The organism is Paenibacillus sp. 1A_MP2, assembly GCF_052244825.1.
GTDB lineage: Bacteria > Bacillota > Bacilli > Paenibacillales > Paenibacillaceae > Paenibacillus > Paenibacillus vandeheii.
Genome location: NZ_JBQQCS010000001.1, coordinates 156,438 through 179,652 on the forward strand (window position 1 = coordinate 156,438; position 23,215 = coordinate 179,652).

36 protein-coding genes and 1 pseudogene are annotated in these 23,215 nt (G+C 45.3%); 3 read left to right on the forward strand and 34 right to left on the reverse strand.

The features are described from left to right. Positions 1-40: 40 nt before the first annotated feature. From ACTWJ7_RS00920 to ACTWJ7_RS00950, 7 genes are all read right to left on the reverse strand, one after another. A complete protein-coding gene (locus tag ACTWJ7_RS00920; RefSeq protein ID WP_443145065.1) occupies positions 41-334 on the reverse strand; it encodes a hypothetical protein in 294 nt (97 codons plus the stop codon). Beyond that, entirely contained in the window at positions 331-1,275 is a 945-nt protein-coding gene (locus ACTWJ7_RS00925; protein ID WP_443145066.1) for an XkdF-like putative serine protease domain-containing protein, read from the reverse strand. Before ACTWJ7_RS00925 ends, ACTWJ7_RS00920 begins: the two co-directional genes overlap by 4 nt. Before the next feature lie 136 nt (positions 1,276-1,411). Further along, entirely contained in the window at positions 1,412-2,308 is an 897-nt protein-coding gene (locus tag ACTWJ7_RS00930; RefSeq protein WP_301881089.1) for a phage minor head protein, read from the reverse strand. Beyond that, positions 2,295-3,794, reverse strand: coding sequence for a phage portal protein (locus ACTWJ7_RS00935; protein ID WP_301881090.1), 1,500 nt, complete (start codon positions 3,792-3,794; stop codon positions 2,295-2,297). The genes ACTWJ7_RS00930 and ACTWJ7_RS00935 overlap by 14 nt, the downstream gene beginning before the upstream one ends. A gap of 12 nt (positions 3,795-3,806) precedes the next feature. Then, entirely contained in the window at positions 3,807-5,138 is a 1,332-nt protein-coding gene (locus tag ACTWJ7_RS00940; RefSeq protein ID WP_301881091.1) for a PBSX family phage terminase large subunit, read from the reverse strand. Continuing rightward, entirely contained in the window at positions 5,119-6,006 is an 888-nt protein-coding gene (locus tag ACTWJ7_RS00945) for a phage terminase small subunit-related protein (RefSeq protein ID WP_301881092.1), read from the reverse strand. The genes ACTWJ7_RS00940 and ACTWJ7_RS00945 overlap by 20 nt, the downstream gene beginning before the upstream one ends. Positions 6,007-6,063: 57 nt before the next feature. Continuing rightward, positions 6,064-6,333 (reverse strand): hypothetical protein, encoded by a 270-nt coding sequence (locus tag ACTWJ7_RS00950; RefSeq protein ID WP_301881093.1) that lies wholly within the window; start codon positions 6,331-6,333, stop codon positions 6,064-6,066. Between the two features lie 121 nt (positions 6,334-6,454). Here ACTWJ7_RS00950 and ACTWJ7_RS00955 point away from each other — a divergent pair, with 121 nt between their 5' ends. Further along, positions 6,455-7,108 (forward strand): DUF4145 domain-containing protein, encoded by a 654-nt coding sequence (locus ACTWJ7_RS00955; protein ID WP_301881094.1) that lies wholly within the window; start codon positions 6,455-6,457, stop codon positions 7,106-7,108. Here ACTWJ7_RS00955 and ACTWJ7_RS00960 read toward each other — a convergent pair. The 5 genes from ACTWJ7_RS00960 to ACTWJ7_RS00980 form a co-directional block, all read right to left on the reverse strand. Beyond that, a complete protein-coding gene (locus tag ACTWJ7_RS00960) occupies positions 7,105-7,314 on the reverse strand; it encodes a hypothetical protein (RefSeq protein ID WP_301881095.1) in 210 nt (69 codons plus the stop codon). The two genes, ACTWJ7_RS00955 and ACTWJ7_RS00960, sit on opposite strands and share 4 nt — an antisense overlap. A 136-nt stretch (positions 7,315-7,450) precedes the next feature. Then, positions 7,451-8,755 (reverse strand): site-specific DNA-methyltransferase, encoded by a 1,305-nt coding sequence (locus ACTWJ7_RS00965; protein WP_301881096.1) that lies wholly within the window; start codon positions 8,753-8,755, stop codon positions 7,451-7,453. Positions 8,756-9,099: 344 nt separating this feature from the next. Continuing rightward, positions 9,100-9,339 carry a hypothetical protein gene (locus ACTWJ7_RS00970; protein ID WP_301881097.1) on the reverse strand — a complete coding sequence of 80 codons (240 nt, stop codon included), beginning with the start codon at positions 9,337-9,339 and terminating at the stop codon, positions 9,100-9,102. A 329-nt stretch (positions 9,340-9,668) separates the two neighbouring features. Then, on the reverse strand, positions 9,669-9,962 hold the full coding sequence (locus ACTWJ7_RS00975; RefSeq protein ID WP_301881098.1) for a hypothetical protein: 294 nt from the start codon (positions 9,960-9,962) through the stop codon (positions 9,669-9,671). A 125-nt stretch (positions 9,963-10,087) separates the two neighbouring features. Continuing rightward, on the reverse strand, positions 10,088-10,423 hold the full coding sequence (locus ACTWJ7_RS00980; RefSeq protein WP_301881099.1) for a hypothetical protein: 336 nt from the start codon (positions 10,421-10,423) through the stop codon (positions 10,088-10,090). Between the two features lie 790 nt (positions 10,424-11,213). Here ACTWJ7_RS00980 and ACTWJ7_RS00985 point away from each other — a divergent pair. Beyond that, positions 11,214-11,630, forward strand: a complete 417-nt coding sequence (locus ACTWJ7_RS00985) for a hypothetical protein (RefSeq protein WP_301881101.1) — start codon at positions 11,214-11,216, stop codon at positions 11,628-11,630. 152 nt (positions 11,631-11,782) lie between these two features. Here ACTWJ7_RS00985 and ACTWJ7_RS00990 read toward each other — a convergent pair whose 3' ends face one another. The 6 genes from ACTWJ7_RS00990 to ACTWJ7_RS01015 form a co-directional block, all read right to left on the reverse strand. After that, positions 11,783-13,021, reverse strand: coding sequence for a HEPN domain-containing protein (locus tag ACTWJ7_RS00990; RefSeq protein WP_301881103.1), 1,239 nt, complete (start codon positions 13,019-13,021; stop codon positions 11,783-11,785). Continuing rightward, complete coding sequence (locus tag ACTWJ7_RS00995; RefSeq protein WP_301881104.1) at positions 13,000-13,221, reverse strand: hypothetical protein; 222 nt, start codon at positions 13,219-13,221, stop codon at positions 13,000-13,002. The genes ACTWJ7_RS00990 and ACTWJ7_RS00995 overlap by 22 nt, the downstream gene beginning before the upstream one ends. A gap of 65 nt (positions 13,222-13,286) precedes the next feature. Continuing rightward, entirely contained in the window at positions 13,287-13,763 is a 477-nt protein-coding gene (locus tag ACTWJ7_RS01000; RefSeq protein ID WP_301881106.1) for an ArpU family phage packaging/lysis transcriptional regulator, read from the reverse strand. An 85-nt stretch (positions 13,764-13,848) separates the two neighbouring features. Beyond that, complete coding sequence (locus tag ACTWJ7_RS01005; protein ID WP_301881107.1) at positions 13,849-13,974, reverse strand: hypothetical protein; 126 nt, start codon at positions 13,972-13,974, stop codon at positions 13,849-13,851. After that, positions 13,975-14,154 (reverse strand): hypothetical protein, encoded by a 180-nt coding sequence (locus tag ACTWJ7_RS01010; RefSeq protein ID WP_301881108.1) that lies wholly within the window; start codon positions 14,152-14,154, stop codon positions 13,975-13,977. It lies immediately after the preceding gene. Next, positions 14,154-14,531: a hypothetical protein gene (locus ACTWJ7_RS01015; protein ID WP_301881110.1), complete on the reverse strand. Its 378-nt coding sequence runs from the start codon at positions 14,529-14,531 to the stop codon at positions 14,154-14,156. Before ACTWJ7_RS01015 ends, ACTWJ7_RS01010 begins: the two co-directional genes overlap by 1 nt. Before the next feature lie 102 nt (positions 14,532-14,633). Here ACTWJ7_RS01015 and ACTWJ7_RS01020 point away from each other — a divergent pair, with 102 nt between their 5' ends. After that, positions 14,634-14,936, forward strand: coding sequence for a hypothetical protein (locus ACTWJ7_RS01020; protein WP_301881111.1), 303 nt, complete (start codon positions 14,634-14,636; stop codon positions 14,934-14,936). 81 nt (positions 14,937-15,017) lie between these two features. Here ACTWJ7_RS01020 and ACTWJ7_RS01025 read toward each other — a convergent pair whose 3' ends face one another. The 16 genes and pseudogenes from ACTWJ7_RS01025 to ACTWJ7_RS01100 form a co-directional block, all read right to left on the reverse strand. Next, a complete protein-coding gene (locus tag ACTWJ7_RS01025) occupies positions 15,018-15,887 on the reverse strand; it encodes a hypothetical protein (protein WP_301881112.1) in 870 nt (289 codons plus the stop codon). A 20-nt stretch (positions 15,888-15,907) separates the two neighbouring features. Further along, positions 15,908-16,327, reverse strand: coding sequence for a RusA family crossover junction endodeoxyribonuclease (locus ACTWJ7_RS01030; RefSeq protein ID WP_301881113.1), 420 nt, complete (start codon positions 16,325-16,327; stop codon positions 15,908-15,910). Continuing rightward, positions 16,324-16,482: a hypothetical protein gene (locus ACTWJ7_RS01035; RefSeq protein ID WP_301881114.1), complete on the reverse strand. Its 159-nt coding sequence runs from the start codon at positions 16,480-16,482 to the stop codon at positions 16,324-16,326. The genes ACTWJ7_RS01030 and ACTWJ7_RS01035 overlap by 4 nt, the downstream gene beginning before the upstream one ends. Beyond that, entirely contained in the window at positions 16,470-16,604 is a 135-nt protein-coding gene (locus ACTWJ7_RS01040; protein WP_301881116.1) for a hypothetical protein, read from the reverse strand. The genes ACTWJ7_RS01035 and ACTWJ7_RS01040 overlap by 13 nt, the downstream gene beginning before the upstream one ends. Before the next feature lie 53 nt (positions 16,605-16,657). After that, positions 16,658-16,816, reverse strand: a complete 159-nt coding sequence (locus ACTWJ7_RS01045; protein ID WP_301881117.1) for a DUF6906 family protein — start codon at positions 16,814-16,816, stop codon at positions 16,658-16,660. Positions 16,817-16,828: 12 nt separating this feature from the next. Next, positions 16,829-18,264, reverse strand: a pseudogene (dnaB, locus tag ACTWJ7_RS01050) (replicative DNA helicase). A gap of 295 nt (positions 18,265-18,559) precedes the next feature. Then, the gene (locus ACTWJ7_RS01055; protein ID WP_443145067.1) at positions 18,560-19,090 is read right to left on the reverse strand and encodes a hypothetical protein; all 531 of its coding nucleotides are present in this window, start codon (positions 19,088-19,090) and stop codon (positions 18,560-18,562) included. Then, the gene (locus tag ACTWJ7_RS01060) at positions 19,036-19,545 is read right to left on the reverse strand and encodes a MarR family transcriptional regulator (RefSeq protein ID WP_443145068.1); all 510 of its coding nucleotides are present in this window, start codon (positions 19,543-19,545) and stop codon (positions 19,036-19,038) included. The genes ACTWJ7_RS01055 and ACTWJ7_RS01060 overlap by 55 nt, the downstream gene beginning before the upstream one ends. 16 nt (positions 19,546-19,561) lie before the next feature. Next, positions 19,562-19,846 (reverse strand): hypothetical protein, encoded by a 285-nt coding sequence (locus tag ACTWJ7_RS01065; RefSeq protein ID WP_301881121.1) that lies wholly within the window; start codon positions 19,844-19,846, stop codon positions 19,562-19,564. Between the two features lie 199 nt (positions 19,847-20,045). Further along, positions 20,046-20,906 (reverse strand): recombination protein RecT, encoded by an 861-nt coding sequence (gene recT, locus ACTWJ7_RS01070; protein WP_301881122.1) that lies wholly within the window; start codon positions 20,904-20,906, stop codon positions 20,046-20,048. Positions 20,907-20,915: 9 nt separating this feature from the next. After that, complete coding sequence (locus ACTWJ7_RS01075) at positions 20,916-21,863, reverse strand: YqaJ viral recombinase family nuclease (protein WP_301881123.1); 948 nt, start codon at positions 21,861-21,863, stop codon at positions 20,916-20,918. Positions 21,864-21,876: 13 nt separating this feature from the next. Beyond that, positions 21,877-21,999, reverse strand: a complete 123-nt coding sequence (locus tag ACTWJ7_RS01080; RefSeq protein ID WP_301881124.1) for a hypothetical protein — start codon at positions 21,997-21,999, stop codon at positions 21,877-21,879. An 88-nt stretch (positions 22,000-22,087) separates the two neighbouring features. Further along, the gene (locus tag ACTWJ7_RS01085) at positions 22,088-22,327 is read right to left on the reverse strand and encodes a hypothetical protein (RefSeq protein WP_301881126.1); all 240 of its coding nucleotides are present in this window, start codon (positions 22,325-22,327) and stop codon (positions 22,088-22,090) included. 129 nt (positions 22,328-22,456) lie between these two features. Beyond that, positions 22,457-22,693 (reverse strand): hypothetical protein, encoded by a 237-nt coding sequence (locus ACTWJ7_RS01090; RefSeq protein WP_301881127.1) that lies wholly within the window; start codon positions 22,691-22,693, stop codon positions 22,457-22,459. Further along, positions 22,690-22,962: a hypothetical protein gene (locus tag ACTWJ7_RS01095; RefSeq protein WP_301881128.1), complete on the reverse strand. Its 273-nt coding sequence runs from the start codon at positions 22,960-22,962 to the stop codon at positions 22,690-22,692. The genes ACTWJ7_RS01090 and ACTWJ7_RS01095 overlap by 4 nt, the downstream gene beginning before the upstream one ends. Positions 22,963-22,968: 6 nt before the next feature. After that, positions 22,969-23,208, reverse strand: a complete 240-nt coding sequence (locus tag ACTWJ7_RS01100; RefSeq protein ID WP_301881204.1) for a helix-turn-helix domain-containing protein — start codon at positions 23,206-23,208, stop codon at positions 22,969-22,971. Positions 23,209-23,215 lie beyond the last annotated feature (7 nt).

Genomic DNA, 23,215 nt, shown 5'->3' on the forward strand with positions numbered 1-23,215 from the left:
TTAAATCAGTCTCCTTTGTTGTTTAAAAGTTTAGTTATGATTAGAACAAGCCTTTATACGGGTCGCTATCGTCATGCTCTGACTTATGAATAGACTCAGGCTCACTTTGACGGGAAATACCACGAGCTTTCTCCACAGTTGCCAAACGGGATTCGATCGGCGCTAGTGCTTCCTTCATTACGTCTTTCAACTGATCGGCAATACCGCCTTCAGGCTCCGGTGTTGGCGTAGTCCCTTCTGGATTGTCACCTTCACCTTTCTCCAACTTGTCCAATCGGTCAGTAACCGGAGCAAGTGCACTCTTCACGATCTCCGCAATGTCTTCTTTCTTCACTTCTTCGTCCCCTCATCGTCCTGCTCGTCATCTGCAGGCACTGTTTTGTTTTTCAAATCGGTTAGTGCAGCAATGGCATCATCGATATGCTTCATGTTGCCGTCAGAAATCTTCTTGCCTGCCTTAACAATGCTTTCAGGTGGTCTACCTATTGCTTTTGCAATATCCTCTTGGATCAACACTTCTTGGGCAATTGTAATGAAGTCTTGGAGTGCTTCGCGGATCGTTTCAGGATCGCGTTCTACTTCACTGTTCCAATCGTCCCAATTGAAGATGACACTATTGAGCGCATCCTGTGCCGCCCAAAATTCACGACGGCGACGATCACGTTCGTATTTTTCAGCCACTTCACCTTTAGCAATCTTCTCAGTGCTTCCACCCGTGAAAAATGATTTCATTGCATGAAAAAAGCCCTTGACCTCATCACTTTGATGGGCCTCAGGCTCCTGGGTTTGCTTTTCAATTGTCTCTGCGGTACCGGCCATCGAATAACCAGTAATATCCCCGCTCTGGATTTGCTCCCAAATCTCTTCACTTGCTTTTGTGACAAGTACCCACGAACCTTTACGGATCGTCTCTTCTCCCAGTTCAAAGTCTACAGGTGCGATGTAGCACTCCACCACATCCCCGACGCCTGGATCAAAATCATGCTGCGTGTCCATGACAGCACCCTTGGCAATCGCAAGGTTGGCCATAAATCCGTGAACAGCTTTCTCGATCTCTTCGGCAGTCATCATGTCACCGTGTGTATCTTCGGTTTCTGGCTCGTACACAACGCCATACACTAGCTTCTTAGTATCGTCTGACTTGGTAATCAGCCGAACTTGTTTCTGAAAATCCGGCTTTTTGGCGGACTTTGTAAGGAAGAACCGTTTTTGATTGGCTCCCTTGTCGACGTAGCTGATGTGGGTAATATCTACGTTAGTTAGTTCTCTTGGCATTTTCTTTGTTCACCTCCTCTCAGAATTACTGTTTTTGTAGTCATTGGACAAGTATATTGAAATCCGCCGGATACCAACGATACTTCGATATTCTCGTGATCCCATAAACACGATGGACAATCAATGATTTTCACGTTCAATCCTCCAATTCGTCCAGAACCTGCTGCCGGATGGCTTCCTTCTCTTCCGGACTCAGGCCCAATATTTTTTTATCCGTCACAGGGGACATGACACATTTACAGCCAATACGTTCCTCAGGCGGAAGCTGCGGATCACGCGGATAATCTCCCTTATGGCCATTGACGTCAAATGGTTCGTCCACCGGCACTTCGTCGCCGTCCATCTTTACGTGAGCTTCCCGCGGGTTATTGTTCTTGCTCCCGCTATGCCGCCAACGCTTGGCGACGACTGACGGGCTTTGCTTGTACGCTTCCCACTGGCTCCGGCTCGATGCAGCCAGTATCTCCGTTTGCGCAGTAACACGTGCACGTTCTCGGTCAAACTGCGGAAGATCCTTGATTCGCTGCACTGCCTGCTGAACTGATTCACCCTCGGTCAAAGCTGTACTCAGGGCATCTTCCACGGCGTTGTGCGAGGTAAGGACCATGATCTTGCCTAAGTCCTCTCCCCACTCTTTAATCCATTTAGTGGTGCGGCCAGACAACGTACTAAAGGCAACATCCTTGTCTATGGCCTTCATCATGTCAGCAGCCAAATCGGTAATGGTTGCAGTCAGGAAAACCATTGCCTCTGCGCTGAGCAATGCCGCGAACTCATCTGATGCAAACAGGTCCTGTGTGACAAAATTAATGATAGTTTCAATCGTCTCGTCTTTGGCAACGAATGCGTTAATCCCATCTACGTAATGCTTCCGCTGGTCCCTTAGCAGCTTGGCAACCGCCGATTCAAAGTCTTCCACATAGTCCGGGACCTTCTGCAAGCCGGGGAAATCGGGAATATCTTCAGTCATGTCGCCTTCCTCAGCTTTGACGATGGATGCAATCGATGTGAGTAAACGGTCAATTGGCTCCACGTTGCATTCCCTCCAGTACGTCCCGCAAGTCTTTCAGTACGCTGATGATCTCCGAAGGAGCTGCAGCCGATTTGGAAAGTGCGATTGGGAACGTGCTGCCCGCTTGCTGCTGTCTGAGCGTTAACGGAAGGTTGGCTGCCTCGTCTTCGAAGTTTTCAACCGTTTTGCCGAGGACCTTGCCCACATCATCCCGAACATCATTCGGGGACACACCACCGATCTGATTATAAACAGTCAATAGTTTGGCTTTGTCTTCGCTGTCCGAAATGTCCGGACCTTCGAAGAAGACTTCGACGTGCTGAAGGTTGTACGGTTCCAACAAAACATTATTCAGAATGAAGGCCAGGCTATCACGTTCAGGTTGGAAAACCTGTTCCTCAGTGATTTCCCGCGCCTTATCTGCTGTAGCCCGATTAAAGTCACGGCTGCGCCCGACAAAGATATCAGGCAAACGGAAAGCCGACTGTTGTTTCATACGCGAGTTGTCGTCATACGTCTGGAATAGCGCGTCACCTTGGAGAATATCGGCCAAAGACTTCATTTCAATGTCGACTTTGGTTTGCTTGTCATCTGCTATGCCCTCTGCCATCCCTTCAACTTCAAGTATCAGCCACTTATGGGCATGTTCAACACCCTTGACATGATTGGCGTACTCTTCAAGCTGCTGAATGCTCTCTTTGGTAAGCATTCCGTTTTTGACAAGGACAGCCATCGGGATATGCCTGCCATCGTCGAAATAGTTCAAGTTCAGGATTTCTGCTTTTCTACTGCCGGCCATGTGTGGCGACTGGCTAATCCAACGCGGTTCACCATAAGCTTTACTGCCGATTTTCAGGTGCAAGATTTCGTTTGCCTCTTCCTCAGCAGGGATATCATCCCCGTATTGCCCTGTCTTCCAGCTCATCTTACGCGGATCACCAAATGCCTTATACCAAACTTTTGAACCGTTTATCTCTTGCAAGTACCGGCGGAACTTTTTCCGACGTTTGAATTGCTTGCCGTTACGCCACATTGTCATTTCCACCGGATCACCAAGTTTGGATACCTTGATATATTCAGGTTCCATGTTCTCTGCTTCAGCAGGCATCCCAGTTCCGTCACGAATAATTTCAATGTACCCGTTCCCCGTGCGTTCACGGTGTTCAACCGCTTCGGCCCATACGTCTTTGAAAGGTTTGTCGAAATTGAAAAACTGGAGCAGTTCCTTCACCCGGTCCCATTCCGCTTTCATTTCGGGGGTTTCATCTACATTGGTATCATCTTTTTTGTACTGTAAACCAAACCCGAAACCAGCGATATTTTGCTTGTACGCATCGATACACTGAGGGAGTACGGTACTTTCCTTGCTCATCTCAATCAGGTCTGTCGGGTTGTATGGTGGAGTGATCAGGTCGCCAAATGAGTTGCCTTCGTCCCTGATCGCTGTTGACGCACTACTCTTGCTGACAGACGTTGATTTAATTACTCGTGCGTTGACTCTTCGCATGTTTTCTCCTTCCTAACGCCGACTCGGACGTTCACGCTGTGGACGTTCGGCCGGGTTGTTTTCTCGATCTGACCGCCGTTGTTTCGCACGCTGCATCAGGTAATCTGTATGGATTCCATACCGCCGGGCGTCACAAGTATGGTCGTTTTGCTTAATTGGCTTGTCTTCGCCGCGTTGGGCTGCCTTATCGTCCCAAATGTAAGAAACCAACTCTTTGAGGGAGTTGGTGTTGTCGGCGCAAATATACAGTTCATCATTCCGAAAGCGATTGGATACCGTCTGAATACCGTCCAGTACGGCGTTTACTGCCGATCGGATGTGATTAATTGCCCGACGTTTCAACTCAATAATGAAGGCCTTGGCGCTCGGGTCAATGAAAATTGCGTACTCATCTCCATCAGCAAAGGCTTGAAGGTCATCGGCATATTCGCTGTTCGTTTTCTCACCCTTTTGCTTGATGTCGTGGTAATACTCGTCCAACTCGTAATAAACATCACCAAGTACACCGTACTTCAAGAACGTGGTTGGGTTATTGGCTCCGTAATCGACGCAAATGAACTTACGATCAAATTGAACTGGGAACCAGTCACGAGGCTTCTTGTGTACCTTGTCGTTGAACTTGGAGAAGATTACACCCTCAGCCATAACCCAAAGGCCAAGAATAAAACGGTCATAGAATATCCCGGAGTACATCCTCCGGTACCGATCCCGGACACGTTCGGACAGCGAAAGGTTGTCTTCCATGGTGAAATGCAAATGAATAGCTCGTTTGACAATCAAGTTGTCCAGCCATTCCACCTTAAACCAGTGGTACGGTCCAGCAGGGTTACAGTTGAACCACATCTTTGCGTCTTCAACGGAACAACGAGCAGTGGCTTGATCAACGAATGACTTCGGCATCAGAGCTACCTCATCAAAGAACATCCCTGCCAAGGTGATACCTTGAATCAATTCTTGTGAACGTTCGTCCTTACCCCCAAAGAGAAAAAACTGATTGCTTACAAGACCACGGGATATCGTCAGGACGTTTTCCGTCTTATTGTCGTGAATCTGATACCCACGACTGGCAAGCATGCGTTTAAGCGGACCAACAACGTTACGGCGCAGTGCCCCGATCGTCTTTCCTGCCATACCAAATTGTTCGGTCCGGAACGTCTCCGTTGCCCAAACGATGAAACTAAACGACATGGCTACCGTCTTGCCGGCACGAACTGATCCGTCACAAATGATGGCATCCATATCATGATGGGGGCTTTCGGGCATCCACCACGTCAGGACCTGGACTTGCTTATCAGAAAAAGGCCGCCACTTGAAAGGTGCAGGCTTAAGCTTCAGTGTTGCCATCTTTAGCCCACACCTCCGCAGCGCGTCCTCTCAGAGCATCCATAAATCCGTCATCTTCAACTTTATCTGGTTCAGCACCGCCACGTTTAATCATCAGCTCATGCTTCAACATCTCGATTCGGACGCGCTTCTCTTCGTCCAGAAGTCTGGCCTTCATCTCGATTGCCTTTAGCTTCTGAGTCTGTACACGGGTTAACGCTTCTTCAAGAGAAATGATGTCATCGATCACGCGGAAGGTCTTTTCTTCTACCTGAGATTCGACCAGCTCTGTTCGAGTCACAGGAACGGTCTTCGTTTTACCCGTCATCTCATCATGAACAGTCATGGCTTCCTTGATTGATTTGAGTTCGTAAAGAACACGTCGTTCCCTCTCGGTCAGTCCATCGGTCAATCTCTTGATTCGTAGCAGCATTCGGCGTTCGCGGATCTCAAACTTCATGATGGCTTCACCTGCCTGCAGGATCGGGTCCGTATCAATCAGATCGATGAGATCCAACTCGTCATCTTCCAGAGCATCAAGCCAAATGGTTTCATACTCACCTGTGGTGACGGCCTTCTTGTTACGATACGGGCCACCGTTCCCGCCCCTATTGCCTACAGCACGTTTATTCCCTGGCGGAGCTCCACCTCGATTACCGACAGCATTTTTGTTCCCTTTGGGGGCTCCTCGTTTGGTAACGTTACTAATGGTTTCAATGGTAACGTTACTATTCAACTCAGCCGCCCAACCGTCCTGAGACTTCCACTTGCGAATCTGTGTTTCCCCAACAGAAAGAGCGGTTGCGATGTCCTTTAGCTTCATCGCCCCGCCGCTCTCTAGCCACATCAGTTTAGCTTTGTCCCGCTCGGGACTTCTCTCTCTGGCCATCTACATTCATCACCACCCCCAACAAAGAAGAGCTGCGACAGTCACCCGTCACAGCCCCTATTCAACTACATTATATTCAGATTCGAATTCAGCCTTCTTCATGTGTTTCAACGTTCCGGCTGCATCCTTAACAATATAATCCCCGACAAGTACCACCAATGGTTTGAGTGGGTCGACGATCACGCGAAGCTCCACCACATTACCAGTCAAGTTAATTGAAATCGGAACCCCAACAAATGAAAACACCTCATCCGTATGGGATGTATTATTGCCCTCGAACTGTATGGCCGTAACGGGAATGATTTTCTGATAGCTTTTAACGGACAATGTATACCCCCCATTCTGTTTTGATACCAATTTCCTTATTTCGTGGCCATCTAAATTGTCGTCACCACCGACAACAAAATTGTATAATTAAGGGACAATCTAAATTGAAAGGAACCTACATATGAAAACTACATATTTTCCACCATTATTTAAAGCAGAGAAATTCAGTTGCCCCCACTGTGAAGTCTACACAACCCAGAGTTGGGATGATATGTTCTATGGAGATAGAAAAAATACATTTGATTTAACAGTATTTTTTCAATGTACATGTTACAGTTGCAATAGAGCGTCTTACTGGTATAAAGAAAACATGATCATCCCCTTACAGTCGTCAGCACCGTTACCACATGAAGATTTGCCTAGCACATTACTCGACGACTATGAAGAAGCCAGAAGCATCGTTCACCTTTCACCAAGAGGCGCGGTTGCATTATTAAGACTGGTTCTCGAGAAGCTTTTAGCAGAACTGTTAGGAGAGCAAAGTAACGGGATAAATAACGATATAAAATCATTAGTTCGAAACGGGCTACCTGTCAGGGTAGAAAAAGCACTAGATATTATTCGGGTAGTTGGAAATAATGCAGTACATCCAGGTAGACTTGACCTAAAAGATGACCAACAAACAGCACTTACTTTATTCGAACTCATCAATATAATCATTGAAAATCAAATAACTCTACCCAGAACACTAGACACCCTCGAAGATCAATTCATTTCGGAAGGACAAAGACAAATCATTAATGAACGTCAAAGACCTGTATCTTTAGAGCCTTAAATTTCATCCTGCTGAAGCTTGATATCCAGTTCAATAAGACGTTCCAAATCCTGAACAGTCTGCATCTTTATATTGCCAGCCTGCAGGTCTTTCACCCACTGGGCAATAGCTGCCTTGACGATTCTGCGGTATTGCTCCTTGCTTTCAAGGATACCCTCGGCGACTTCGAGTTCATGCTGCAACAAAATTTCATCTTGTGTTCTCATGCGTACCCCTCAGCTTTCCGTTATGATGGAATGCGAGATAGCGGATGTTGTCGATAAAGCCGCGCGCGGCGGGCCGCTATCTCAGCCGGGGGATACCCTGGGTGATGGGGAGGACGTGTCTGCGTCCTCCTTTTTATCATGTCATGGGAACTACACGATGAATAAGTACAGGCTCAATGCCGGTGGACTCCTGGTACCGTCGTTTGATTACATCGCAAAACTTCGGATCGATTTCCATGGTTCTGCAAGGACGATCCATCTGATCACAAGTCATCAGCGTGGACCCGCTGCCTCCAAAGAGGTCGACAACAGTATTCCCAGGTTGGCTGCTATTCTTAATTGGAATGGCCAGGAGCTCAAGAGGTTTCTGAGTGGGATGAACATACTTACCTACATCACCACGGGAAACCTCCCAAATCGTAGACTGTTCAGGCCCTTCAACTGGCAGGCCAGCACGCCAAACCGTAGTTTGTCGGCGGTCACCGTACCAACCAGGAGCCTTCCCTTTTATATGGCCATAGAATACCGGCTCATGCTGCCAGCGATACTGTGACCAGCCGAATGATGCAGCATTCTTAACCCACACGCACTGACTCCGAACAACAATACCAGCAGCGTTCATAGCATTCTCAAATTCCCGTTGATAGGAAGAGGGATGAAACACGTATATCCCAGCCGTTGGCTCCATTAAGCTTGAATATCTTTCGAAAACGGCATGCAAAAAGCCCGCAAATTCCTCTGCGGGCATGTCGTCGTTCTGTATGCTGCTCCGGCCATCTGCGGCCAAACGGGCTGAATCGCTCTCTATAGCAACATTGTATGGCGGGTCTGTCACTACCAGGTCGGCCAGCTCCCCATCCATCAGGCAACCGACATCTTCCTCACTGGTTGAATCCCCACACATCAATCGATGTGGACCAAGCTGCCAGATATCACCCCGCTGCGTCTCAGGCACATGAATATTATCCAGTGCACCTTGAACGTCGAAATCATCCTCAACTACCGGTTCCTCAATCTCCGTATCAGGCATTGTGCCGAACTCCGCGATCACTGCATTAAGCTCCTCAGTGTCAAAACCGGACAATACCAGATCTGCCCCTTCAGCCTGCAGTTCACCAAGCAACCTGCCCAACGCTTCATCATCCCAACGTCCCGAAACCTTATTCAAGGCGATATTCAGGAGCCGTTCCTGTTGATCGTCCAGATCCACCACGGATACCTGCAGCTCAGTGTGGCCGAGGTCGTTCACCATGATCTTATACCGTTGATGGCCGCCGACCATGTTCCCGGTCCGTTCGTTCCAGACAATCGGCTCCACATAACCAAATTCCTCTATGCTGCGGCGAAGCTTTTCGTATTCTGGATCTCCTGATTGAAGGTCAACGCGAGGGTTATAGGCTGCTGCATTAATCTGATCGATTGGCACGATTCTGATGTTCATATCAATTACCTCCAAGATAAATTCTGAGTTCAGCACCTTTTGGCAGAGATGGAACGACTACTAAAGTAAGATGCCTTACTCCAGATATGAAAATTACTTTAAGTATTTCAGCAACTCTACCTGGGGATAGCGCGATGAATAAAGCAACAAAACTTTAGGAGGACTATCCACAATGACAAACCAAATGATGTATGAACTCTTACACACTTTGCTTAGCGACACATTGCCCGATCTGCTCATCGCAGTTAAGGTTTATTACTGGTATCTCGGACAACGAGAAATTACAAGAAGAATGAAGAAATAAAAAAAGGACAAGCATCATAGCTCGTCCTCGCTGATTGTATTCAACTGTTATGTCTATTTAATGCATCTTCTAAGCGTTCGAATAAATCTCCATAACGTTCTTTTGTGGGTTCATCAGCTACAATTTTCATTCCATCCAAGCTGAAGACCGCTCCATGTAGATGCACTGCATGAATTACAAGTTGATTATAATAATCAGGACCTGATTCATTGATGCGTACATTAATATCATAAAGGTCGTGTGCTTCCAAAAGAAGTGTATCTTTATCAATTCTCTTCATATCAACACCCCCATTCGACACATTCATTCGTATCAGGAATATATTACCTCTAGCATTTCGAAGTGTCGAGGTTAACGCAAACACATTATTTCGCAACACTTTAGGGTGAAGATTGGATGAAAATTGCTGTGCATTTGTGTTGAGTTGGTTTCAACGTTTGGGTGAACATCATATGCATGCGTAGGCTCAATTAGACGCTGTTCTCCGCTCCTTACAAGGTTCATCCCTGCAAACGGACGTTCTCATGTTACGAAGCTCAAAACGGCTCACATTCTGTCATATGAAGGCAAAAGAAAAAGCACCACCATGGGTGCTCTCGCTTCAATAGTCTACTTGTTCAAATTCCAAATCTCATTCGCAAATGCGTTATGTCTATCATTTGATTCCTTAGCAGACTGCAAACATCCAACAATAGTTTTGCGCTTACCATTCGGATTGATATGACGAGTTTTGTATGCAACATCTATCCCGTGCAAAACTGATTCACTTTTAAACTGAGTTTCAAGTAATTCAACAGAATCGGCTGCCCATTTTTCATAAGCGGTACTAAGACTAGCGTTTCCTGTAAGGCCGTCTACTTCAGCTTCAAAAGCAATACCTTCAGAAATAAGTTTTTCAAACATAGGTAACACCTCCCCTAACACTATCAATACGTGCTAGAGATGATATACGTCCTTGGAACATTTTGGTCGCAAACTATTCTTATTAATTTTTAGATAAAGAAAAAGCACCCCGAAGGATGCTCCCTTTACTTAGCTTGAGCATTTCGCTCATACAGACCATCGACAACAAAATCCAAACCAAATTCAGATTTTAGAGTTTCCAGTTTGTAAATTCCACCGGGTATTTTGCCAGCACCCATGTCTTCAATTCTTCTTTTGACTATTTCAGTGGCGGCATGAGTGAGTGTTTCGTGTGCATGTTCTTGGAAGTATTCTTTATCCACAATGCGATTACTCGCATAAAATACAACTGCATTAACAAGAATAATTTTTCCGTCTTGATTATTCCCGATAATAACATAATAGTTACCAAGTTCATCTTTGATCAAATCTCTCATAGGCAATAATTGTGGAGCATTCATAGTAGATCTCTCCTCTCTTTATTATTTATGAACAGGTATATTTTACCTCTTTAGGACAAACAGGTCTACTACAGAACTGTTTCACTCCATCCCATCTGCCCCATACACAACCTTTACATTTCTCCGGCTGCTTGTTGGGGCGAATGCGTATCTTCTTCCGTCTTCTGCTGATCAATTCAATTCCTCCAATAAAAAAAGCCGATCCAGTTAAGGAACGACTTTGACTGTTATATGTACTTTATTGATTTAACCTGCTTTGATATGCAATCTCGAATTGAGGAATTCCTTTGTAGATAAAGAAATATACACATACGAGAAATAAAATGCTAAATGTGATTTTGAAATTTGATCCTCTTAATCCCAAAACAAACCTTAAGATAATTGCTATTGCTACTGCTGGTAAAACTAAATATAGACCAAACGTCTCAAAGATCGCATAGGCCATGGCGTTAAAAGTGCTTTTCCCGTTTCTCCTATTATGTCCAGAATATCACCTCCTGCGTAATTAAAAGATTGGCGTCCGTACCGTCCGCAGCAAAAACGCTGCGCTCTTTGCTTTAAATGCATACGTTCTAAGTTAGAAGAGAGGAAGAACAAGACCATTTTACTGAAGCTACCAAATGCGGGTCAAGGAACAGAACACGGGTGAGTCCCAATGAACTGGAACAAACCCGTTGTTTCCTTTGTATTCCTCACTATTTCATGTTTCTACAAACTGTTTATTGAACCATAGTAAAGCAATTTAAAACATGATAATATTCAAATAAAAACAAAATTCAGGAGGTTTTACATGAGAATCAAACCATTACCAACTACCGCTATTCTTATTTATTTGGCTGTTGTATTTTTTGCTGTAGTATTTTTAATTGTTGGTACCAACGATATAAATGAGCTTGCTGGCATATTCGAGAAAATTACAACTATTAATTTCGCACTTGCCATCGGTTATTCTGCTTTGCTGGCAGCCATAGCATCACTAGCTTCTCATAACACACGACAAAACAATCAGATTAAAAATGACATTCTGAGTTTCATATACATAACAGTATTTTATGTATTAGTAAATCTCATAGTTGTTATGATTTCTTTTATTTTAGATGAATTTTACTCAGCATTAATAGGAAGAGTTATGGTCGGAATTTTGATAGTCATTTTAGTTGTGTACTCACACTTGCTCTTGAAAACATTAAAGCAATTAATCTACTAATTTTTGAAATAGAAAAAGCGAGAAGAGGAACGCCCCAGTCATATGCCGCTATTGCAGCTGTGCGTTTCATTCTCGCTCGATTTCCACAATACAAATATATCACATAAAAAATCCACCAAACTGTCAGTTTACTTCCAAAAAAAGTTCAAATATCAGTCAATTATATTTTCAGGTGTTTCGGTAACCTTAAGCAACTCAAGATCTAAAAGCTTTGGATTAAAGTAAATAGGATTATCGATTAGAACTTTTATAGTTATTTTCAGAAGAACAATAGCTAACCGGGGAGTTGGTATAGTCAACCCAAGCTCTTGTAGTGTGATCTCCTGGTTTTTCACTTTTCCTCCGTGTACAATCGAAGAACGATAAGCATATATTTTTTTAACAATGTCAAACACCATGTCTGGAGTATACGAAGTTAGTGGTGATATTTTGAAAATAGTAGCCATCCTCAAAGCAAGTTTGTGAGTGAGTTCTCCAGTCCCTCCATCACTGAGTAATGCTTCCATAGCAATTGTTGCATCCAAAATTGAATCTTCTTCTTCCTCCCTTAGAACACACATATTTAGTCTTCGATTAGCAAGTTGCAATTTATGCTGTTTTTCTAAATCAAACCTTTCAAACAGATTTAGTATATCTTTTGCTAAGTCTTCATTAATTGTTGTAAATTCAGTTTTTAACCAAAAATAATCTTCAAATACCTTAGGATATGACTTAACTGTAGTCCCGTATATTGAACTGAGAAAAGCATTATACTTTTCAGTCCAACCAACAGGAACAGCAAGTAACTGAGCATAACCTAAGTCATTATCAAAGGTAATTATCCTCATTGAATTAAAAAAAGCATTGATCTTATCAATTGGATACATGGAAATATCCGAAAAGTGTTGGTTCACGTCGAAGTAAGATCTTTTTCCTTCTATTGAGAAACCCTTTATTTTTAATGCATGCGATGCTCCATTAAGAATAGAAGATGATATTGGAGATCCATGTTGTTGTATTGATGATCTTGAGAGTTGAAGGTTATCATCTATCTTTACAATCTCTATATCTCCACTTTCAGAAACAGCACAATCTTCAAAATCAAACTTGGTGAACAATATCGGAACATATATATCATAATAAAGTCTCTCAGCAAAAATGAATTCTTCAATCGGTTCATACAATTTATTAAAATTCTCAACTTTCAGTTCAGAGTTTGTTCCATAAATATGTAAATACGCCTCTATCAACTTGGTAACCAGTAGGCGGACACCTAACAAGTAAATATCATTATCGAAAAACCCTCTGTACGAGAAAAAAATTTTAAAATAATCATCGTTACTTAATAATTCCAAATATTCTTGAAAACCATCAATTGAATTTATATCTATTAATTTCTTGTCATCAAACAAGCTTGATACTCCTTAGGTCCTCCTAAGACATAGTACTTACTAATCTCGTCAAAACCAATCTCTTTCTTTTTTATATAAGGAAAATCATAATGTTGGGTTATATAAACCCTTTCATTTTCTTTCAAAAAAGCTTGGACTGCTGAAATGCCAGAAAAAACAACTCTTTGAATGTAATCTTTTAATATCTCCTTATTAACCATTGTTTCACTCCTGTCCCTATTCTTATGGATTTCATTATATAGCAGAAATAACTGGACGAATCCAGTTATTTCAAACAGTATCCTGCTTCTCTCAATATTTCTAATCTAAGTGAGTTAGCCAAGATATTTAAACCTTCAACTTTAATCCGCCGAAATGTGCTATCGCTGAGCCCCATCTCTCCACAACTGATGTAATCGAACTCACCTTCATTGTCCAAATAGCTCCGTTGGATAACCTCACGTTGAACAGAAGACAACTTCTCCATTGCCAAATTAAGCAACCGATCCTTTTCCTTCAGTTCCGCTTCCTTGTCCACGTTATATATAGCGATTCGTTCTGTCTGTTTACTAATCGCATTGGTAGATTGATGCTCTCTATAGACATATGCCTGCGTGATCGCTGCCTCTCGCCGTGTGAATCCGATCTGCCGGTACTGACGAACGGTTTCAATAAATTCTTCCACAGCGCGGCGGGTAGCTTTCTCGTCGATCGGCAGGATGTTAAACGTAAGTTGTAAGTTGTTTTTTCGGCGTTTCCCCATTTTGATCCCCTCACCGTGTTATAATTTTTGGTGAGGTTTATTAGATGTGTCCCCGCCGTGCCGCCAAGCTTGCGGGGATATTTGTTTATACTGGAATAACTTCGCTGCAGAACTCGTCCCACTCCGCTTCACATTCTTCAACGGACCAGCCGTTTACCAGGTCTTGCGGATATCCGTACTCCAACAGCAACGCCCTAAAATCCCGTTCCAATTACCACTCACCCCCGCGTTTATAGTACCTACTGTTGCCGTTGTGCTGTTGTGGAGCAGTAACCGCCTTTTGCAGCTTGTCAGGCCGTTTAGGTGGATGCTCAGCCCCAATTGCCTTTAAATGATTTGCGATCTGCTCCGGTGTCCACACTACAGTTTTCACTTTCATATAATCCGTCATCAGCAGATCCTCCCTGTTTGAATGCCTTCCTGCAGATCAGTAAGCAGCGCATATACTAATGCATCTTTGGCATGTTGGTTACTCTGCCGCTCGATCCAATCCATGACTCCCTCACGACTCACCATTGCGATCTTCTTGCACGACTTATCTGTCAGAGCAAGTGTACGTGGTCCGTTCGGCGTCCGAGTAAGACATCCTTTGATAATCAATCTATCCAACACCCCGTGAACCGTTGAAGCCGACGTAATCATGAATGCATCAGCAATCTCCCGAATTGTTGGACCGTATCTGTGTTGATCTATAAAGTCCGCTATAAAATCGTATATCTCCTGCTGCCGGCGCGTTAGCGGCTTGTCCGATATTGCTTTCGTTGTCATCTCTCTTCCTCACTTTCCCTTGCACGTAGGATAATGCCCCATCTTCGGATCAAATATTGAATCTTCTAATCTCAATAGACGTAATAGATATTGAGGTGAAAAATGAAAATAAAAAAAATATGGAAGTGGACAAAGATTAGTTGGGGATTACTATACATAGGCTTTGTTGTAGTGTTTGTGATAGTCCTAGGTTTTTTTATGGCAGGAATGCTTCAAGATCAAAAAGCACTAATTGATACCGCGGCAATGAGTACAATTACTTTGTTACTTGCTCTGGTTTCACTACCAAATTTATTAGTTCAGTTGCTCTCTCTTCTCGAAATAAATCAAAAGAAAACTTATACTGCCACAAAAAAGTGTCCCAACTGCAGACATACTATCGAACTGAAGATCACTGAAGATTAGAAATACATACGAACCATTTAACGAATGCAGCTGGTCACCCCGGCCAACAATCGACCGGGGATGCTGCTATATTAAAGATGCTTAGACTGCTACGCCATCCTGCATCATTTTGGTTACTCTCTTTTTGTACACGTTCAACTTGGAACTGATTTGTGAACTTGGGATGTTCATCTCCCTTGAAATCTCCAACCATGTCTTCCCATCGTTTTTCATCTGTAACAATGCAGGGAAATCGGCAGGAGCGTCAGCAAGTTTTATATCATCAAAGATCGGGCGCTGAGCAAGGATGAACTGTTCGAGTTGTTCCTTATCGATCTCAGCAGGTGCACTATCTTTGTCACCTGCAGGCGGATCTTGTTGTGCTACGTGTTGGGGATCTGCTGGCGGCTGCTGCTCATCTTGCGATTCCTCGGAAGAGAAGTCCATTTCCTTCGGTCCGGACTGATCATCGCCTCCATCCCTCATCCAATCAGGAATGTCATCATTATCGTTATGACCGTACGGATCGTCTGAATCGCTTCCTGGATCATCGCCTCCTGTTGGTGGGACAGTTGGCTGATCGTTCTCATTCTCCGATTCCTGTACCTCTCCGGTTCGCTCCTGCGGCTGAGTCGGTTCGCCATCTGGACCAAACATCTGAGCTTGGTTCTCGTCCTGCTCTGGTTCGTCTCCTGTCTTCTCAATCCGCGTAACTACACCAGATTGATCAGTCGTTACGCGATGGCCATTCCATTTGCGGTACATATCGTCACGTTCTTCGTCATCGAAATCAAATGCGGCTTGCGGATCTCCCAGAATGACGTGAATCTCTTTGTTCAAGCAACCTGTTAGGAATTGAAGGTTTTGCTGCGCCACCTTGTGGGGAATTGTCAGCTTTAGCTCAACATCCTTATCACCAAAAACAATTTTCTTGTCAGTAGTTGCCATAAATTTCGCGAAATCTTGTACCATATTCATTCATCTCCCTAGTTTTATAATTGTGATAATTCCTTGATCTTCACTTCAATGCGTGGTCGTGCGCTGTATCGTTTCCGGGCAAACACCTCAACAACCTGGCTATCATCCTTCCAAATAACACCTTTCAATGCATCCTTGACACCCTTCAGGTAATTGTCCACGTCCGGTTTCGTTATAGGTACGATGTGTCCAGCTTCGGCCAGTGCGGCTTTCTTTTTGCTAAGTGATTTTGGTATAGATCGGTAAACCGTCAGCACCATTCCCAAAGGACCTTCTAACAAAGCATCAGGTGCGTGTTCACTGGCTGCCAGCTTCACGTAATCTTTGTAATCCTTAGATTTCTTCGGATCGTACATCTTCACAAAACCTGTGCTGGTCGAAGCCTTTGGACGCCCCTGCGCCACCGGTTCACCATATACCGTGAAAGTGATCATGTGCGCCGCCGTCCTTTCATAGTTTCCTTACGCCGCTGCCTTGCAGGCAACATGTCCCGCTTAATGACAAACACCTCAGCCAGTTTACGACCGTCGTCACCGCGAACAACGTAACTCAAATGTGTCTGATGGTGCGGATCAATCAGCTTTTGCATGCTGCACCTCCAATTCCGACAATTGCATCAAACTCAGCGATCCCTTCGTGGAGCTCAGTTTGATCAATCCCCGCAAATTCGGCCTGCAGCTCGTCCCGATCAGGAACCTGTCCCGTGTTCATGAATCGATGCCTCATGTACTCTGACACGGACCATCTGGTATACGGACTGCCCATCATGCTCCCCGCCGAATAGTTCTCGGTTTACCTGAGAAGCGGTGAACAATGACCATTTGGTCTGGCAAATCCCTTTCAACCAACCAGTTCTCTTCATTCAATCCATTAGCCTTGATCTCCATTTTCTGCCGCTTTGTCGGTCGTTTCCCTTGTTTCATGTCCGTTCCTCCTTACGCCCATTTGCGATTTTCTATATTGTGGGGCTGCTGCTGTGGTGGCGTTGGCCCGAATGAATCGTTATGAGTGCGTTGGTAATTGACGAATTTATTGAATTGCTTCAGGAATACCAGCTCAACTGTCCCAACGGGGCCATTACGCTGTTTTCCGATGATAATTTCGATGATGTTCTTCTTCTCGGATTCTTGGTTGTAATAGTCATCCCGGTACAAGAACGCTACGATGTCGGCATCTTGCTCAATGGAACCCGATTCACGAAGATCACTCATCATTGGGCGTTTGTCCTGGCGTTGTTCGACCGCTCGGCTGAGCTGGGAAAGGGCAACAATTGGTGCATCCAGTTCTTTAGCCAATTGTTTTAATGTCCGTGAAATAAGGGAAACTTCTTGTTGCCTGTTTTCCCCGCTTTAGAACGTCCGGTCACCTCAATCAGCTGTAAGTAATCGATGACGATCAGCCCGAGTCCCTTTTCCTTTTTGAGCCTGCGGCACTTGGAACAAATGTCTTGAACCGTTATGCCTGGCGAATCATCGATAAAAATATTAGTTGCACCCAATGTGCCAACAGCATCTGCGAGGGTCGTCCAGTCTTGATCCAACAAATCCCCGCTCTTCATCACACTGGCATTCAAGTTACCTTCTGCACTGACCATCCGTTGCACTAACTGACCCGCTGACATCTCCAAACTGAAAATTGCTACGGTCTCATCCGTTTTAATCGCCACGTTCTGTGCGAGGTTGAGTGCAAAAGCAGTCTTACCAACGGATGGCCGGGCTGCGACGATTATAAGATCCGACTTTTGTAGACCGCCTGTGATACCGTCAAGGTCAGCGAAACCTGTCTGTAAACCAGTGACAATCCCATTTTTCAAGTTGGTTGCCTTCGTTTCTGTCGTTTCAACGAAATCCACCAACACTGATTGAATCGGCTTAAAGTCTTGTTCAGGCGCCGCTCTGTCTGCTAATTTCGCATTAGTTTGATGAGCACTCGCGAGAAGCTGAGGAACCTCAGTCCCGGCTGCTGCTTGTTGAATCTGCAGCATGCTTGTCCGGATGAAATCCCGACGAATCGCCGTGTCTTTTAACTGATGGATGTATTGGTTGTAATGTTCCACGTTGGAAGCTTTCGGAACTGAACTTGCCAGCTCGGAAAGATAAGTTACACCGCCAATATCATCTAGCTCACCCTTGTCTTTGAGTCTCCCGACCACTGTTACCAAATCAACAGGTTCCTGATTCTCTGCCAGCTCCACGAGTGACTGAAAAATCATGCGATGCTTTGCGCTGAAGAATTCATCTGAAACAAGTTTAGTGGCGATTTCTTCGGCCATTTCAACATCAATGAGTGCCGCACCCAATATAGCTTGCTCGGTCTCAATGTTCTGTGGCAGATCAATCCCTGGTATTGCGAAGTTTTGCAAGTAAACCATCCTTCCATCCTGCGGGGGCAGTGTTGCCTTTGCCCGGTTAGCTTCTCGTTGATCCAGGTACGCTCTGGTTGCCTCCAGCTCACGTTGCCGGGCTTCCTGATCTCCCAAATTGCCGCGGATCTCAGCGATGTTCGGTGGCCACTTCCCTGTCCGTACATGCTCTTGAAGGTTTTGCTGAGCTGCTTCAAACGAGAAGTCATGCAGATACTTCATGTGACGATCCACATTTTCCTCACTCACGTCGAAATGGGGGTAGTTCTCCTTGATCTCGATCAGCAAGTCAAAGATTTCTGCTCTATCCACGCTTACGTTCCTCCTCCGCTCGCCGCCTTAAATCTGCTAGTTCTTGCTGCTGACGGCTTAGTCTGCGCGGCTGAGTAGCCGCTGGCGCTTGTACATTTGGAACCAAAGTAGGTTTAACAAGTTGCTGCTGTTCCTCGGCCTGATGAATTGACCAAGCTTCCTCGATACCTTCCACGTAGTACAAAAAACTCTTGGGAAGCTTGAAGCTGTTCCCCTCACGAATGCGTTTTGCCTCAAGCAGGCTTGCCATAGTTTGGATGGTAAAAGGGTTAGGCGTACCTCCGGCGACCATCTTACCCATGGCTAAACGCTCTTTTGGAGAAACATTAAAATCCAGTTTGTTGTGCATCTTGCAATAAGCATCCAATATTCCAATCATTCCATCGTCATCGGAAGGAACAGGATTCAATATGTCATCCCACGATTCCGAATCATTAGCAGTAGTAACAGTAGTAGTAGTAATATCTTTTAGATCGGACAGTTTTGTCCGATCACTACCCAAATTTGCTGTGTGATCGGACATTTCTGTCTGATCACTTGGTGACTGATCGGACAAAACTGTCTTATCACCGTGATTGTGATCGGACATATTTGTCTGATCACCAACTTCATGATCGGACACTTCTGTCTGTTCACTTTCGACTGATCGGACATTTTTGTCTGATCTCTTTTGGAGTTTCTAACCTTTAGAATCAATCCTCTTGGTGCCCTGGTCACATTGATGTACTGATGTTGTTCAAGTGCATCCATCCATCTGCTGACGGTCTTGTCGTTAACTCCGAAATAACCGGCTATCTCAGACAGCTTCATTGGCTTGCCGCCAAGGACAATGCCCCAGACAGTTTCCTCTTCCTCAATCTCCTTCGTGGTTGAACTGATGCACCAGAGGAAAAGCCATATCGCGTTGCCTATGTTCTTGTAGTGGTCTGGCTCCAAGATGCCGGAGTAGATCGGAAACGGGTAACTGCCTTCGGGCATACCGTTCATCCCCTCTTTAATGCTGTGAACTATTTACTGCGTAAACGGCGACATTTAACTCGGTGTCATTGCCCGTTATCTCCTGAATAATGGTTTGAATTCCACGACCGAAATGAGTAACTAAATCATTAATGGCTTGCGGCATATGAACCGGATCTGATGACGCTGCCGCCTGTGCCCCCAACGAAAAAGCGACGTCTCTTAAATGGGACTGGATAGCCTCCGGCCCTTCCATCGCGGCGTCTTCAAACATTTGTTGCAACTGGTTGAAGACTGCCTTTCTGCTCTGTTTCGTAGTCATACATCACGCCCCCTATCATCACGTAAATAAATGTGCGGGTACTTCGCACGAACAACCATCCATCCAGGATATCCCCGTGCGAAGTAATCCCTAACCTCTTGTTTGAACAATGCAGGGTCAGAATCCATTAGTCGCCATATCCGATCACCGATCATACTTCGTAGAAGCGACTGACCGGTGATAGAATCCATCTGGCTCATTATTCAAACTCGACCTGATCAGTACCGCCTTCGCCTTTTTGTTCAGGTGGTGGTGGATCGTCAGTACCTGCAGGCGGGGTGATATCGATGAACGGTTCATCCGAAGGTGTAATATCTTTCCTTGTGGTTTCGTCCTGCGTTACAGCAGAAGCAATCTCTACGCTAATCGGCAACCACTTCCATCCTGAGCGAACAACGGTCTTCTTGCACATCTCGGTATAATCCGTGACCCAAGGTCCATTATTAGAAGCCTTAGAACGTTTCCGGTGTGCTTCGATCTCGCTGATAGGCATGTAGTGGATGAAATGACCACCGTCATTGAACTTGGCGACCATGTATGCACCAACCACTTTACCTGCCTCTGTCGGCTTCTCATCTTTGCGAAGGAACCAAGGAATGTGTTTCAGGTTCTCCTCCAGTCCATATGTCAACTCAATGAAGTCATTTTCATAGACTTCATGTGCAGAAATCGATTGAATGTTACCAGAGCGCCGCGCCAGGTCGATCATGCCCTTGTAACCGATGATGAACGTCGCTTCTTTACCGTAAGGAATGATATAGCAATGACCGATAAGTCCGGGCTCGAGCCCTAACTGAGCTGACTGCATAACCGCCGCCATTAAGGAAGGAATTGAACATTCCAACAACTTTGGGTTGGTCCGTATCGTCGTAAGTGCAATACGACTCAGACGTTCAATGTTCATGTGCTTTGGCATTGCCTCAGCAATCTGAGATTCCATTTTCTTCAGATAAGCAGCAATGGTCTGTGATGGACTCACAGCAGGTGCATTATTTGCCCCTGCGGCTTTATTTTGTAATTTCCCTTCGAGTGATGCTCCGCTTGCTTGCGCTCGTGCCATTAGGGCCTCCTATTTCACCAAGAATCGTCTGGAAGACGTGGTGTTCGCGTATTTTTCATATATATCCGGCTGATCTTTCTTTAGACGCTTGCTATCAATCCGAGTGGTTTCATTCGACTTCCAGGACAACAAAGTATCGCCGTTATGAACAGCCAACTCGTTCTCACCCATGATTGATTTCAACTCGTTTTCATACCGTTTGACCTGTTCCGCAGCAACCGCAGCGTCTTCCTTTGCCGCTTGAAGCTGACGAACGATTCCAGCTTGCTTATCATCCAAGATGACTTCACTTGCTGGCGCGGATATGGGGTAAAGCTGATTCAACAGATTGGCCGAAGCGTCACTGCCATCGATCATTGGCGGTATGCCAGGCACTACATGTCGGCTCCAAAATTCGTCCTCGATCTGTATGAGCGAATCAATAATTCGGTCATTTCTTTCGACCAACTTATATTGGAACTTCTGACCACCAATGAGGACCGCGAAGTACCCATAATCGACGCCCAGAACAGCCATGTAATGCTGCAACTGGATCGCATACTCATCAGGAACCTGATCGTCTTCCCACTCACCGAGTTTGTAGGCGCTGGCCGTTTTACACTCTAGGATGCCAAGTCCACGACCACCTTTGTCCAATATCAGGCGATCAACGTTACCAAGCATGAATTTATGTTCGGGATGCTGATATAGCTTGTTGCTACGTTGAACCCTTAATCCGGTTTGGACCGTGAATTCCCTGGCTACAACATCTTCGAGGACGTTGCCCCAGTAAGCTGCCTCTCCGGCCTCATCTGGTTCGATCTGTCCAGTCTTATCCAGAAACACCCCAACGGGTGATTTGTATCGATTCAGTCCAGCGACAGCAGAAGCATCGGAACCACCAATACCGTTCCGGCGAATCTTAAGCCATTCATCACGAGCCATGTTTTTTGTACTAGCTGCGATATTCATTGCCATATTCGTTCCTCCCTCATATGAAATCGTGAATGTTCATTCCCCGATCGGCGAGTTCTTCGCTAATCGAGGGATATTCGGAACCGTGTTCCTCAAGGCATTCACGTTCTTCCCAATGGGATTCTTCAAACTCAGACATGTGCGTCCTCCTTGTTTGGAACGGTCACCCATGGTAAGATGACCGTGTATTTAGTTTTCAATGTTCTGAGATAGCCCGCTGCAACGGGCTATTTTTCGTTTTCTGACACGGTTTCCTGTGCATTATTCGGCAGCGTCCCCGCTTCTTCCAATTCCTCAATGATTTCTTGAATGTGTTCCATTCTCGAAATGAGTGATTCCAGTTCCCCGTCTGTGAACTCGGAAAGACGACGAAGGATATAAGGTGTGGTGTTGACCGCGTCATTTGTGTCATCTTTTAAGCTGTTTAATGGGTCCAAAACTTTTGCAATTAATTCAGATAGAATCATTTTCCGTGTGCCCTCCCTTCGTATGTATTGATGCGTCAGCCGCATCTTCCGACGCCGTACGGGAGTTGGTTATGAAACCGTCCGACGCCGGAAGACAAGGCCGACTGGCTTGTCCATATCTCGTTACAGTTAAATCTGATCGATTGCTGCTACAGCCTGCGCTACGTATTCATCAGGTAATTCCCTAAGGCTTGCAGCAGCGTTCTGCCAGCGATGGAAGATTAGTTCCCTCTCCTGCCAAAGGGATTCGAAATCAGGTGTTTGAATTGATCCATTAAAAGATGTAACTGCTGCCGTGTTCTCGCGAAGGGCCTTGGCTGACTCAACGTAATTGATGATGATTTGGATGTATAATTGATCTTTCATACCGATTCCCCCTTGCGCGTTTGCTCGGGAGACGATAAAATGAGCAGCAGAAGAGACTTTAGACGAGTTCTCAGACCAAGTGTCCGCCCTGCCAGGCGGGCATTTTTCATTTCTACTTCTGCAAACCGTATCATCCGGTTCAGATATTCTTCTGCGTTCTCCATTTGTCCAGGCAACATTCTTTCAGGTTGTTCTCGAATCAACTTCAAGTTATGTAGAGAATGTTTTCCGGCCTGCAACGCTTGGGCTGCCAATTGTTCACGTGACATATTCGATCACCCTCCTATTAGTCTTTGAATCATGCTGATCCCGTCCATGCCGTACAAAAAAGCGACGACGACTTCTCTTGCCCCTGTTACTTCTGCCCATCGCATCATGGTGGTCATGTCCGGAATCTTATGATCCTTTTCAAATTTGCTTACACAGGCTTGCGTGCGATGGAGCTTGTCCGCCATTTGCTCTTGCGTGAAACCAGCTCGTTCGCGGCAAAGCCTCATAACCGTTCCGAACTTCATATCCAAG